The sequence below is a fragment of the Bifidobacterium saguinibicoloris genome, from assembly GCF_019331725.1.
GTDB lineage: Bacteria > Actinomycetota > Actinomycetes > Actinomycetales > Bifidobacteriaceae > Bifidobacterium > Bifidobacterium saguinibicoloris.
This window is the reverse complement of record NZ_JAHBBF010000014.1, coordinates 14,082-27,302: the sequence shown is the minus strand read 5'-3', so window position 1 is coordinate 27,302 and position 13,221 is coordinate 14,082. Positions and strand designations below refer to the sequence as shown.

Annotated in this window: 6 protein-coding genes; 1 reads left to right on the top strand and 5 read right to left on the bottom strand. The window is 68.8% G+C overall.

The annotated features are described in order from the left end of the window. Positions 1-27: 27 nt before the first annotated feature. The 5 genes from KIH78_RS08630 to KIH78_RS08610 all read right to left on the bottom strand — a co-directional run bounded on the left by KIH78_RS08630 (position 28) and on the right by KIH78_RS08610 (position 11,459). Positions 28-1,371 carry an MFS transporter gene (locus KIH78_RS08630; protein ID WP_219132031.1) on the bottom strand — a complete coding sequence of 448 codons (1,344 nt, stop codon included), beginning with the start codon at positions 1,369-1,371 and terminating at the stop codon, positions 28-30. Beyond that, positions 1,368-2,126: a GNAT family N-acetyltransferase gene (locus tag KIH78_RS08625; protein WP_219132030.1), complete on the bottom strand. Its 759-nt coding sequence runs from the start codon at positions 2,124-2,126 to the stop codon at positions 1,368-1,370. The genes KIH78_RS08630 and KIH78_RS08625 overlap by 4 nt, the downstream gene beginning before the upstream one ends. Positions 2,127-2,307: 181 nt before the next feature. Continuing rightward, positions 2,308-6,282: an ATP-dependent DNA helicase gene (locus KIH78_RS08620; protein ID WP_236034532.1), complete on the bottom strand. Its 3,975-nt coding sequence runs from the start codon at positions 6,280-6,282 to the stop codon at positions 2,308-2,310. Then, on the bottom strand, positions 6,279-10,547 hold the full coding sequence (locus KIH78_RS08615; protein ID WP_219132028.1) for a PD-(D/E)XK nuclease family protein: 4,269 nt from the start codon (positions 10,545-10,547) through the stop codon (positions 6,279-6,281). Before KIH78_RS08615 ends, KIH78_RS08620 begins: the two co-directional genes overlap by 4 nt. An 87-nt stretch (positions 10,548-10,634) precedes the next feature. Next, entirely contained in the window at positions 10,635-11,459 is an 825-nt protein-coding gene (locus KIH78_RS08610; protein ID WP_219132027.1) for a serine hydrolase, read from the bottom strand. Positions 11,460-11,770: 311 nt separating this feature from the next. On the opposite strand from KIH78_RS08610, the gene KIH78_RS08605 reads away from it, so the two are divergent. Continuing rightward, positions 11,771-13,177, top strand: a complete 1,407-nt coding sequence (locus KIH78_RS08605; protein WP_219132026.1) for a serine/threonine-protein kinase — start codon at positions 11,771-11,773, stop codon at positions 13,175-13,177. The last annotated feature ends 44 nt before the right edge of the window (positions 13,178-13,221 follow it).

Here is a 13,221-nt window from a genome sequence, read left to right as displayed (position 1 = left end):
GCCCTACCGACGGGACCGACCGCTCCCCTACCGTCTGCGCGCCAACGCCCACCCGAGCAAGGCGAGTGGAACCGCGCAGGCGGTGAAGAGGGCGGGCAGGAACATGCCGACGTGCGGTCCGGACGCGTCGAGCACGACGCCCGCCGCGGACGAGCCGATCGACGTGCCGACGGTGCCGGCGGTGGTCACCCAACTCAGCCCCTCGGTGAGACTTTCCGGAGGCACGAGGTCCTTGACGATGAGGTTGCCGGTGGTGAACAGCGGCGAGACGACGAGGCCGGACAGCACCTCCACCAGGCCCAGCAGGACGAGGTTGTCCATGACGAGGCGGAATCCCATGTAGCCGACAGTCAGCAGGCACAGGAACATCACCATGTGGCGCCAGTGCGAGCCCTTGGGCCGGCGTGAGCCGAACACCATGGCGCCGGCGCACGAACCGACCGCGAACATGGCGAGCTGGAGACCGAGGAACCGTTCCAGCCCCATGGATTTGATGGATGCGGTGATCGACACGTCGAACGCGGTGAAGCTCATGTTGAACACCACGAACACGATGAGCAGGGGCAGCACGCCGCCGTAGAGCAGCACGCTCCTCGGCTTCGCGCCCTGCCGGCGCAGCGTCCCGAGGCTCAGCCGGTCGGCGTTCCCGTCCCCGGCCGCAGTCTTCCCATCCTTCGCGCCGCCGGGCTCCGTCGCGGCCGGCCGGACCTCTACGGATTCGACCATGGCGGGCGGCTGCGTGGATTTGAGCGCGAAGAAGACCGCGCCTCCCACACCACAGGCGACGGTCGGGACGAACAGCTGGCTGACGGGATGCACGGACGTGGCGAGCCATGCGGCGAGGATGGGGCCGAGGATGAACACGACCTCGTCGATCGCCGCCTCCATCGCGTACGCGGTGTTGAGCAATGATTCGCCGTCGGCGACGCCGCGCAACGCGTACGCCCATCGGGTGCGCACGAGCGCGCCGAACGAGAACTGCGTCAACCCCATCACGATGGCGAGCGCGAACAGCAGCGGGATCGGCACACGGAACAGCGCGGCGAACGCGAACGTGAGCATGGCCGCGACCTGCACGGCGAGCGCTGTCCTGCCGACGCGCCGCTGGCCGAACCGGTCGAACAGCCGCGCGTAGAACGGCGTGACGCAGGACAGGGCGAACACGTAGGTGGCGCTCATGGTGCCCGCTATCGTCCAGTTGTCGTACAGGTGGTTGAGGGCGAGCACGATGCCCAGGCTCATCATGGAGATCGGGAGCCTGGCCACGGCGCCGGAGACGCAGAACGCCTTGGCGCCGGGGATGCGGAACAGCCGGGCGTAGGGGGATCCGGCCGCGGCCTTGGAAGCGGAGGTGCCCTGGCTCACGGTCATGCCCGCACCGTCCCTTCCGTCCGGACCGGGTTCTCCTGCGGGACCGGGTTCTCCGGCGGGACCGGGCCTTCCGACGGGACCGGACTCTCCGGCGGGACCGGGCCTTCGTAGATGAAGATGTCCTCGCCGTTGCCGGCGGGTTCGTCCGGATGGTCCTTGGCGTAGCATTCGGCGGTGCGCTCGAGTCCCTTGTGGTCGTAGAAGCCCACGTCGCAGCTGGAATCGGTGTGCAGATAGTAGCGTCCGACGCCTTCGGAGGCGAAGTAGGCAAGCATCCGGCGCCAGAGGGTGCCGCCGACGCCGTGTCCGCGCGCCGCGGCGGCGACGAGGAACAGCTCGAGTTCCGCGGGGGCCCTGTCGTTGACGCCGATCCGGTCCTCCAGCCGCTCCTCCATCCGATGCCATGCGTTGGTGCGTGCGAGCGCGGCCGCGCCTTCCTCCGTGGCGGCGAGTTCGCCGTCGACGCGCGCGAGCGCGGCCGGAACTTCGGGGAACAGCGTCGGCCGGCCGGCCACCCTCGACAGGGTGACGCCCATGAACGTGCCGTCCGTCCCCTGCGCGATGTCAGCGCGCGTGGCCGGTTCGAGATAGTGGAGCACGAAATGCCGCGAGGTCATCCTCGCGATGTCCGGGTCTCCGGGTTCGTCGACGCCCCAGGTGAGGTAGAACTGGTCGGCGATGACGTCGAGATCGTCCCACTCCATGGGACGGTAGGTGATTGCGGTGCCGTTGGTTGCGGTGTCCGTCGCAGCCATGATGCCTGTACTCCTTGTTGTGGTCGTTCGGCACGTGCGCCCGCCCACACGTGCACGCACGAGGGTCGCGGGTTCCTCCGACGAGACGTTCGCGGCGCGTTCCCACCGCGGGACCCGCTGTCCCGCCGTCCAGCGCCGCCGCCCCGCATGGGGATGGCGCCGCATCGGACGCGGGATGGGTCTAATCGTCGTCGGATTGCTCGGGAACTCCGGAGCTCAACTCGGCAATGATGTCCTGTTCTGTTTTCGCCTCGGCGCGCAGTTCTCGGTTCCGCTCGTCGGGCTCACTCACATAGTAGAGAGCCGCGTCGATGCTGTCCAGCGGCAGGCCCTCCACCGCGGCGAGCAGGAGACGGTAGAGGTCGAGCTGCGCGAGTCTCTCCGCACGTTCCTTGGCGGTACGCGGCCGACGCCCGGTCTTCCAGTCGATGACGGTGTACCGTTTCGAATCGTCCTCCGGGTCGAGGCCACCGTGGAAGACGGCGTCGAGCTTGCCGTTGGCGATGATACCGTCCAGTTGGGGCAGCGAGACGACGATCTGCCGTTCGGCCCATGCGGGGATGCGCCGCGCCCATGGGGATGCGGCGAGGCGACGCTCCCAGGAGAGCAGCCGCCGTTCGACGGCATCGTCCGGTTCGTCAGCGCCGAGCCCGGCGAGCATCGTCCGGCGTGTCGGATTGGGGAACGTTCCAGCATCCACCCCGGGCACGGCGTCGGTTCCGAGCAGGTCCTTGCCGGGGATGGCCGCGTCGATGAACCGTTGCGCCCACGCGTGGAACCGGGTTCCCGCCGAGGCGGACGGCGAGGCGACGGACGGGATGGGCCGTACGATGCTCCTCCAATACCGGCGTTCCTCGCGCTCGCCCAAGGTTCCGGCGCGCACCTGCAGACCGGTGACGCTTTGGCGCGATCCGGCGAGGATGCGCTGCGCCTTGGTCCTGACGGCTTCGTCGAGGGTCTCGCCGGACAGCGAGCCGCTCATGAGGTCATCGTCCGCGACCAGCATCCGCGCCCGTTCGAGCAGGGGCCCCACCGGTCCTTCCGCATCGGCGGCGGTCTCCCGGACCGCCTGTACGGTCTCGGCCGCCCGCCGCAGACGTTCGGCGAGCGCCGGCGTCAGCCCGACGGGCCATGGCAGGCCGTCCGCATCCCGTTCGATGTCATACGGCCCGTTCCACGCGTCCGTCACCAGCACACGTACACGGGCCTTCGCCGCCTCGCCGGCGAACATACCGGCCGGTAGGGGGACGCCGCGGCCGGCCAGCGTGCGGACGTCCGTCGAGGCATCCGTCGAAGCGTCCGTCGGGGCGTTCCCGGACGGCACCGCGGCGCCATCCGCACCGTCCATGTCATCCGCGCCGTCCGCACCGGAGCCGTCCTTTCCTATGGTGACCGCGTCGGCGCGGGAATGCAGCGCGTCGTGCACTTCAAGCCAGAAGTTGGACGGCTTCGCTGACCTGGGTTTCCCCTCAATCAAGGAGGGATCGCGCAGGGGCGAGGATGTGCGCGCATAGGTGAGCAGCACGTCCGTCCTGGCTCTGGTCAGCGCCACGTACATGAGCCGCCGTTCGTCGGCGTGCAGCCGCCTGCCGTATTCCTCCTCCTGGGTCAGATACCGGGAGTCCGGGTCGGCACCTTCCGCGCCGTCTCCGTCGTTCCGCAGCGAGCCGTACACCTCGTCGTCGATGCGCTCCACACCGTCCAACGCGTCCAGCGAGGCGATGGGGTCCGAATCGGCGGGGGCGTCGTGCGGGAATCTGGGGAGGATGCCGGCATCGACGCGGATCGGCACTGGTACGGCGGTGGGGTCGTCGAGCCATGTCCTAGCGCTCTCCCGATATTCGGGGGCCGTCCAGATGCCATGCTCGAGGCCGCCGGGGTGCGCATCGTCCTCCTCCACGGAGAGATTGTCGCCCTGACTGCTGGGGAACACGCCTTTCTCCAGTCCCACGACGGCGACGGCGTCCCACTCGAGGCCCTTGGACTGATGGACGGTCATGAGTTCCACGTCGGCCTTCCGGTCGGCCCCCAATGCGGCCGCCTCGTCCTCGATAGAGCCCAGCGCGTCCACCCATGCCATGAATCCACGCAGCGTGGGCGTGGCGTCGGCCGCGATCTCGGCGGTGTAGGCGTCCACCAGATCGGTCACGGCCCCGATGGGAATGCGCGCGAGGGTGGGGTTGACGGTTCCATCGTCCGAATGGAGTGCCTGGGCCACCACGGTGTCGATGTCCAGATCGAGGGCTTCCGCCGCGGCCCGCACCACGTCCTGCAGCGGCCCTCCGACCATGTCGTCCACACGGCGCAGCATGCGCGAGCAGCGCAGGACCGCATGTCTGGCGTACCCGTCCAGATGTCCTTCGCGTTCCAGTTCGTCCCCGAGGTCGTCCTTCATGAGCAGGTCGGGCAGGAACACGGCGTTGGCCACTTCGGACCGGTGTTCGCGCACCAGCGAAGCCCACTGGGACCGCGGCGCATCGGCGGGGACCACGCCGGCGACGGCGAGCGCACGGTAACGGCTTTCGGTGTTGTCGGCGTCGGCGAGCGATGCGAGCGTCGAGAGCGCCTGCGCGTCGAGTCCGAACCGCGGTGTGGCGAGCAGACGCATCAGGCTGTTCGTGTCGGTGTGGTCCGAGACCACGCGCAGCAGGGCGAGCAGATCCCTGACCTCGGGGCGTTCGAGCATGGCGGAGTAGCCGACGACGGCTGTGGTGAGACCGGCCTGCTCCAACGCCTGCTGGTAGAGGGGCATGGCCTTCTTGGATCGGAACAGCACCGCGGCGGTCTTGGGTTCGCCGTCGTGTCCGGTCTCCTTCCTGACCGCGGCGCAGAAACGGACCACGCCGTCGATCTCCTGGCCGAGGGTGTCGTATCCCAATGCGCCCACGGTGCCTTCGGGGGCGTCGTCGAGGGTGCTGAGCGGCCGCACGTCGACTTCGCGCATCAGTGAGCTGCCGGGACGCCTGGGCTCCTGCCGCAGCGGCAGGGTGAGGTCGTTGGCCGCTTCGAGCACGAGTCTCGCGTTGCGCCTGGTGACGCTCAGCGCATATGGCCGCTCCTCCGCCCGCATGTGGAAGTCCCGTTGGAACATGCGGAATGCGCCGGGGCTGGCGCCACGCCACGCGTAGATGGATTGGAACGGGTCCCCCACGGCGCTCACCGCCGTACCGCCGCCCTGGAACAGTGTGGCGATCAGCGTGGCCTGCGTGGTGGAGGTGTCCTGGTATTCGTCGAGCAGCACGTGACTGAACCGTTCGCGGTAGCGTTCGCCGATGGAGGGGAACCGTGTGACCAGCTGGTAGGCGGCGATGGTGAAGTCGCTGAATTCGGCCATGTTGCGCCGCCGCTTCTCGTCGGCGTATTCGGAGACGAGCCTCAACAGCAGGTTGCGACGCTCCGCTGTGCCGGCGAGTCCGGCGCAGGTGAACAGGCACAGGTCATGCTGCATCCGACGCTGCCGCTCGACCTTGGCCTGCCATGTGGCGTCCGTATCCTTCTTCGTCCGTTTCGGCTTGGGCGGTTTCGGACGCTCCTCCGGGACGGTCTCGTCTCCGATGGCGTCGCGCACCCGGGCGATGAACGCGTCGTCCCACGCCCGTACGGCCGCGATGGCCTGGCGCATGTCGGTGACGCCGTCGCCGATCATCGCGCTGCCGATGGCGTTCGACAGTCCGAGCACCTGCTTCGACAGTGCCGAGAACGAGCCCAGGTCGGCGTCGCGCAGCTCATCGGCGTGCCGTCCGATGACATCACCGGCGAGCAGGAGCGCCCCGGCTTCGCTCAACGGCTGCGTGTTCTGATCGAAGCCGACGAGCAGGCCGTACTGGCGCACGATGGTCTGGAAGAACGCGTCGTACGTCGCGATGGTGGGCTTGAGGAACGCCCTGTCCGCATTCGCCGCCCTATCCTCTCCATCGTTCCCCGAAGAGAGCACGGCCGTGGAGACGCGGTCGAGCAGCTCTCCGGCCGCCTTGCGGGTGAAGGTGAGACCGAGAATGCGTTCCGGGGCCGTGCCCCGGCCGATGAGTTCGATGATGCGCCGGGTCATGGTGTAGGTCTTGCCGGATCCGGCGCCGGCGACGACGAGCACGTCGTCATGGACCGGGGCGCCGATGACGGCCGCCTGCTCCGGGCTGTCGGTGAATGTCGTGGTCATGCGAGCCTCGTTTCGAAGATGGTGTCCACGGCGCCGGCGCATGCCGGGCACACGTCCTTCATGCGGCATCGGCCGATGTGCCGTGCGGTGGGATGCGCGACGATGGTCGCGGACCGGCTGGCGGCGGCCGCGTAGAACACGCGGGCGATCATGGTCAATGCCCAGAGCGCCTGTGTGCCGTCGAGGGACGCGAATTCGCGCCATGCCTCATCCGACACGTCGTGCAGGCCCTCCGGTCTGCGCTCCGGATGCGGATGCGGCATATCGAGCAGCTTGTCCGCCGACGGATAGTGGAAGCGTTTCATGAACGCCTCGGCGTTCAACGTGCCGCCGGTGAACAACGCCGGCTGATAAGCGCCTTCCGGCGCGTAGCTTTCCGCGGGGGTGTCGTTGCAGGCCACGTGGAACAGCGCGCTCTGCGCCACGGGCGTGACGTCCTCGAGCCGCACGTCCCCTTGTTCGGGGAAGGCGAGTCCGAGTTGGTAGCACACGAGCTGCAGGTCGTTGGCGGCCTGCCTGATGGTGGGCGGCTGCCCGGTCTTGTAGTCGATGAGACGTATCCGGGTCCCGCCCCGCACCGTCCGCGTCTCCTTGCGGTCGATGCGGCCGGACAGCCGGACGGTCAGGTCATCGCTCATGCCTTCAGGCCACCCGCCGATGAGCGTTCCCATGAGCGCGCCCAGTTCGTGGGCGGTGACCGCATGCATGCCGGGCAGCCCGTTGTATGCGGGCAGCAACCGCGCGAGGGTGATCCGGGCCGTGAACTCCTCTTCGCAGTCGGCCCGTTCCAGGGTGCCGATGTCGAAGTTGTCGCCGTTGCGCCCAAGATAGTCGGGCTCGTTGGAGGAGACGAAGTATCCGGCTATGGCGGCGAGCGCCGTCTCGGCGTCGGCGTCCTTGCGAATCATGGCATACCGGTCCGCGGGATCCCCCACGGCGTCCGGGTCGGGCCTGAGACCTTCGTAGATTGCGCGCAGCCGCGACAGGACCGCTTCGGTCCGTTCCTCGCGCCCCGAGCCGGCCATGAAGCCGGGCATATCGAGGCCTTCCTCGCTGCCCTGCTGCGCCACGGCGTGGATCAGCGTGCCGAAGCCGGCGGCCACACTGCCGGGGCGTGGCCCGGCGAAGCGGTTCTCCAGCATCCAGCACACCGGACAATCCCAGATCCGGTCCACCGCCGATGGCGACAAGGTCGCCACGGGGTGGGCTTGTCCGGACGAGACCGGAACGGCTTCCCGCCCGTCATTCCGCCCGTAAGGGGTGCTTTCTTGTGTCGCCGACGCGACGTCATCGCAGTCGCCCCAATCACTTGGGTTCCGCGTCGGGAACGACCAGTTCTCTGGCTCGGCGGATTCGATGCCGTGCCGTGCGAGCAGCGCCAACGCACGTGCCGCGTCCTTGGCCCCGGCGACATCGGACGCGTCGCGCGCAAGCGTGATGCGTGCGGCCGCGACGAGACCGCGCGGATCCGCGTCCAGACCGTCATACCCGTGTCCGCGTTCGTCGCCCTTCGCATCGTCACCCGTGGATCCCGCGTCGGACGCGGCTCCCGCGGCGCTTCCCACACCGGTGTAGTCAGCTTGTCCGCGGTCGAACCGTTCCGGCATATACCCGTAGAGGAAGTCCGAAGGCGTGAGGTCGTCGTTGCGCACGGCGCTGACCGTCACCGTGGCCGATGCGCCGATGGCCCGGGTGAGCGCCACGAGCAGCCCCTTCTTCTCCGAAGACAGCACGGCCGTCAGCCGCGGGTCGGCCATGCCGCGGGACGTCTCCAGGCCGCCGCCCGCATATTCCCCGTGGAGCATGATGTCGGCGAGGTCGTCCCCGCCGAAGAGCGTCCCTCTCTCGGCGAGGTTGGGCCATACGCCCTGCTGCAACGCGGGCATCCACACGTGCGTCCAATGCCGTCCCACGGCGCCGGCCGGCGTGGAGAGCGTGACGGCCTGTTCGACCGGCCCCACATGGGCCAGCGAATCGGCTTCGATCTGCATGGACCGTACCTGCTCGGCGAATGCGACGATGTCATGGCCGGCGGTGCCGCCTTCCGCGTATTGGAACAGACGCATCGCCGCGTCCAGGCGATCGTTGGCGGCACGCCCTTCGGACGTATTCGCCAATGCGGCGGTCTGCCACGCCCCAGCCACGCCCATGGCATCCCATGCGAGCGAGAGGACGTACTGCGGCTCACGACTCTCCAGCCCATCCAGACCCGCAGCCACCGCACCGACCGCATGCCACAGCCTGCGCCATGCGCGAATCTGGGGGTCCCTGCCCATGACATGGGCGATCATGTCCATGATGTCCGAGGCGGGCGCCTGCGCGTCGTCGAACGCGAGCATCACGTAGAGGGCGTTCGTCGAGAACCCCATGGCCTCGTCATGCGGCGCGGAGCCGCCGATCAGGGAGTCGTCGACCGTCTCGCCGGATGCGTCCGACCGCGCCTCGCGCGCATCGTACCAACGCCGTGCCATCTCACGCCACGCCCCGGTCAGACCGCTCAGACCCGCGGCGCCTGGAATCTCGTCATCCGCTTCGGCGGCGGGTTCCCCGGAACCATGCCGGGCGTCGTCCGGAAGGATGTCGGCGAGCGACACCAACGCATTCATCGCCGATTCGACGGCCGCAAGCCGCGCGGGACGACCCTCCCCGGGTTTCGCACCGGTGGTGATCAGCGGGCACGCCATCAACGAGGCGACGCGGGACCTCACGTAGCGGGATGCCTCCTCCGGAGCCATCAGGCATCCCATGATCCCCTGACGGCGCAGGCGCGCAAGCTCGATCAGGGAGAACAGTCCCTGCACGAACGGCTCATCCCTGAGCGGCCTGGTGACGGACGAATACCGCACCGGCACGCCATCCCGTCGCAGCCGTTCGCCGAACATCCGCACCGTGGCGTTGTCGTGGGCGATGACCGCCATCGTGTTCCACGCCTCGCCGAAGTCGAGGTGCGTCCTCTTGATCCTCCACACCACGTCGTCGAGCTCCTCACGGGGGCTGCGGTAGAGCGCCGCCCGCAGCGACGTGTCGTCCGGCTTCGTTCCGACCGGCGTGATGGGCAGACTTCCCTCCCACCGCGCGGGCTTGCCGGGACGATCGGGCAACGCCGTCATCTCGTTCTCCGGGGACGGGATGGACAACGCCACCCGCGAAACGACGAGATCGCGGTAGCTCGGGACCCCCGGTTCCGGCGACGGACCGGACAGGACGGCGCGTTTCGCCTTCAACACCCCGTCCACGGCGCGTCCGAAGACGTATTCGGGATAGGAGCCGCGGAAGGTCTGCACGGCTTCATCGGGGTTGCCGACGAGCAGCAGCCTCGTCCCGGCGCGGTGGAGGGCCTCTAGGAAGCGCAGTCCCGCAAGCGTGGTGTCCTGGAAATCGTCGACGACCAGCAGCGCGGGCGACGTGGCGGACCGTGCGCCGTCGCGCAGAGCGGCGGCACCGTCCACCAGCAGCCGCGAGGCGTCCAGACGGTACTGGCCGCGATAGTCGTCGCCTATGGCCCGCTCGTATTCCCGGCGCAGCGCGAACGTCAACCGCCATTGGACATCGAGACGCTCCGCACGCCGCCAGGCATGTCCGCGGTCCGCGGCGCCGATCGTCTCCCGCAGGGCGTCCAAGGCGAGGGATTCGCGTTCGCGGTCCACGCCGAGCTCGTCCATACGCGCCAGCATGTCACGCAGCTGGCCGACGAACGCCGCGGAGATCCCGCGCTCGAGCATGGAGACGGTATCCGCGTCCCCCTCCCCGGCGGACGCCGCGCCGTCCCCGTCGTCCGTCGCCACCGACGCCGTCCATCCATCGTCGGCGAAATAGAAGCGCAGCAGCAGACAGGTGGGGCACAGGTCGCCGGTTCGTGCGTGCATGAGATGGGTCGCGAGCACCTTGCGAAGGAGCGCGTCCTGCTCGGCGCCGTTGAGCAGCTTGGGGGCGGGAGCCCCGGCATCGAACGCGACCGCGGCGAGCACGCGGTATGCGAGCGCCGAAAGCGTGGTGACCGGACGCACCTGCGAGGAGGCTCCGATCCGGCGGATCACCCGGTCGGCCAGTCCGTCCGCGATGACCCTGTTCGACACGGTCATCACCGCCTTGTCGTCGCCGTACGTCTTCAGGCCACGCACAAGGGCCTCGAACGCGTACTCCGTCTTGCCGGTGCCGGGAGCCCCGGAGACGAGCAGCACGTCCTGCTGCGCGGCCGGGGAATCCCCCGCAGGGCCGTTCAGGAGCGCGTCCAGCGCCTCGTATGCTTTCTCATTGCCAGTCATAGCCTCCAGCGTAGGACCGCCGCCGACCATCCGGTAGATATCTACCGGAAAAAACCGGCATGTCATGGCGTTATCGCGACACGCCCATCATTGCAACGTCTCCCACACCATGGCGGACAGATCTCGGATGGACGCCTGGGCGGCGTCGGACGACGTGACGGACGAGGTCATCACCGCGATCGCATAGTCGCCCTGCGTCGGCGTGCCGTCGATGGCGCCGGACGTGTCGTCCGTGGAGAACACGATGGCCGCGTCGTTCTCCACGCCGGCGATCTCGCCGGTCTTGTTCGCACAGCTCACGCCTTTGGGCAGTCCTCCCGGGATCTTCGCGCGCCGCGTCTGCGCGAGGAGCAGGTCGAGCATGCGCCGGCTCGCCTCCTTGGACACGAGTCCGCCGCGCCAGACCGCGGCCATGAACCGTCCGGCGTCCTGCGCGGACGTGGTCTTGCGGTTCGGGTCGCCGTCCGCCACACCGATGGCCTGCGTGATCTTCGTGGAGGAGAAGCCGTATCGCGCGGCGGTGCCGTTCACCACGTCGAAGCCACGCTCCATGTCCCCGTCCCCCAGACGTTCGATGAGCGCGTTCGTCGCCTCGTTCGAGCTGACGGTGATCATCTGGGTGAGCAGCCCGTCCACCGTGGAGTCCTCGGCGAGCGCACCGTCATCGAACCGTTGGAACACGGCGAGCATCACATACAGCTTGATGACGGACGCCGCATATCCGGCGTGCACGTCCACGGACGTCGACGCGCCGGTGGACAGGTCCTCCACATACACCTGCCAGGAGCCTTGGTAGCCCGCGGTCCTCGCGCGAATGACCTCGCCGAGGCCGTCCATCCGACGCTGCATGAGCGCCTTCGCGTTAGGCTCGGGGACGGCCGCCCGGGCCATCGCCCCTGTGGACCGCGCCATGCCCGTGCTCCGTGTCCCGGACGCCGCTGCGGAATCCGCGTCTCTCAGTTCCCCCGCCACGCGGACCGCTCCGATTCCCAGCGACACCGCCGAGGCGAGCATGACCACCGCGAGCGTGGACGCCACGGCCCGTCTGGTGCGACGCGCCTTCCGCGCGCGCTCCGCGTTCCGTCCCACATGCCGTCCGATCCGATTGTCCGCCACGCGACGACAGCGTACCGAACGGTGGCTACGTCCGTGACCGCATGCCCTGTCGCTCCGTCATCCCGTGTGAACCGTAGGATGGACGCAGGAGCGGAAGGAAAGAGGACATGCCAGCAAGCAACGCAGCGCCACCGCGGATTCCCGGCTACACGTATATCCGGACGCTCGGCGAGGGGTCGACGGCGAGCGTGTACCTGTACCAGCAGCGTACCCCGAACCGCATCGTGGCGGTGAAGGTCTCGAAGGATTCGGTCAATCCGCGGGCGGCCGCGCAGTTCACCCGGGAGGCCGATACGATGGCCCGGCTGTCGAGTCACCCGAACATCATGTCGATCTACGGCGCGGGGGTGACGTCCTCCGGCCAGGGATACATCGTGTTCGAATACGCGCCGAACGGCACGTACAAGGAGATCACGCAGGCGCATCCCCTCACCTGCGACCAGATGCTCGATCTGGGCGTCAAACTGGCGGGGGCCTTGTTCACGGCGCATCGCGCCGGCGTCATCCATCACGACATCAAGACCAGCAACGTGCTCGTCAACGCGCAGGGGCTGCCGGTGCTCGCGGACTTCGGCATCGCGTCGGGCATCTACGACAAGCGGTTCACCGGCTATTCCCTGCCCTGGGCGCCGCCGGAGGTGCTCACCGGGCATGTGGGGCAGGAGGCGGCGGACATCTACTCGCTCGCGGCCACCCTGTACGCCACGTTGACGGGACGGTCCCCGTTCGAGTACGGCTACCATCCCCGGACGCCCAACGAGCTCAAGGAACTGATTCTGGACAAGCCGCTGCCCGCCCTGAACCGTCCGGACGTGCCCGCGGACGTGGAGCGCGTGCTGCGCAAGGCCATGGCGAAGGACCCCGACGACCGATACTATTCGGCGTTGCAGTTCGCACGCGAGATGCAACGCGTGCAGCAGGCCCATTTCGGCCATATGACCCCGGTGGTCGCCGAAGGGCAGCCGCCTTATCCGTCGCATCGTGCGGCGGTCGCGCCCGGCGTGCGGACGACGCGTCCGACGGAACGGCGTTGGGTCCGCCCACTGGCCGTCGCGGCCGGCGTGGTCGCGGCGATCGCCGCGGTATCGCTGGCGTTCGCCTTCGTCATCATCCCACGGTCCGATTCCCATGCGACCGGTTCGCAGGCCACGGTGAGGACCCCCGGCACCGGCGAGGGCGACGGCTCCGCGGCGGCCGGCCCCGATGCGACGGAGACGACTCCGGTCCCGTCCCCGTCCGACCTGTACGGCGCCTACGACGCGGACGGAACGGTGACGTTCCATTGGACGAACCCGGATCCGAAGGACGGCGACACCTACGCATGGCAGCCCGCCGAAGGGTCGGGGGAAGGGACCGACGGACAGGCCAGGATGGTCAGGGAGACCCAGGTCACCGTCGACGCCGATCCCGACGCCGCCCAGACCTGCATCCAGGTCTCCATCGTCAGGGCGGACCGGCGGATGTCGGACGCCCCGGCCACCGCGTGCGCCGCGAAGCCCGTCTCCGGCGATTAGCGGACCGGCGGAGCACCGCACGGAGCCGCGGCATTCCGGGCGAC

What these genes read in the sequence shown, in the direction of transcription:
- KIH78_RS08625 (WP_219132030.1), bottom strand. Translation starts at nt 2,126, where the DNA reads ATGGCTGCGACGGACACCGCAACCAACGGCACCGCAATCACCTACCGT.
- KIH78_RS08630 (WP_219132031.1), bottom strand. Translation starts at nt 1,371, where the DNA reads ATGACCGTGAGCCAGGGCACCTCCGCTTCCAAGGCCGCGGCCGGATCC.
- KIH78_RS08620 (WP_236034532.1), bottom strand. Translation starts at nt 6,282, where the DNA reads ATGACCACGACATTCACCGACAGCCCGGAGCAGGCGGCCGTCATCGGC.
- KIH78_RS08605 (WP_219132026.1), top strand. Translation starts at nt 11,771, where the DNA reads ATGCCAGCAAGCAACGCAGCGCCACCGCGGATTCCCGGCTACACGTAT.
- KIH78_RS08615 (WP_219132028.1), bottom strand. Translation starts at nt 10,547, where the DNA reads ATGACTGGCAATGAGAAAGCATACGAGGCGCTGGACGCGCTCCTGAAC.
- KIH78_RS08610 (WP_219132027.1), bottom strand. Translation starts at nt 11,459, where the DNA reads ATGGCGCGGTCCACAGGGGCGATGGCCCGGGCGGCCGTCCCCGAGCCT.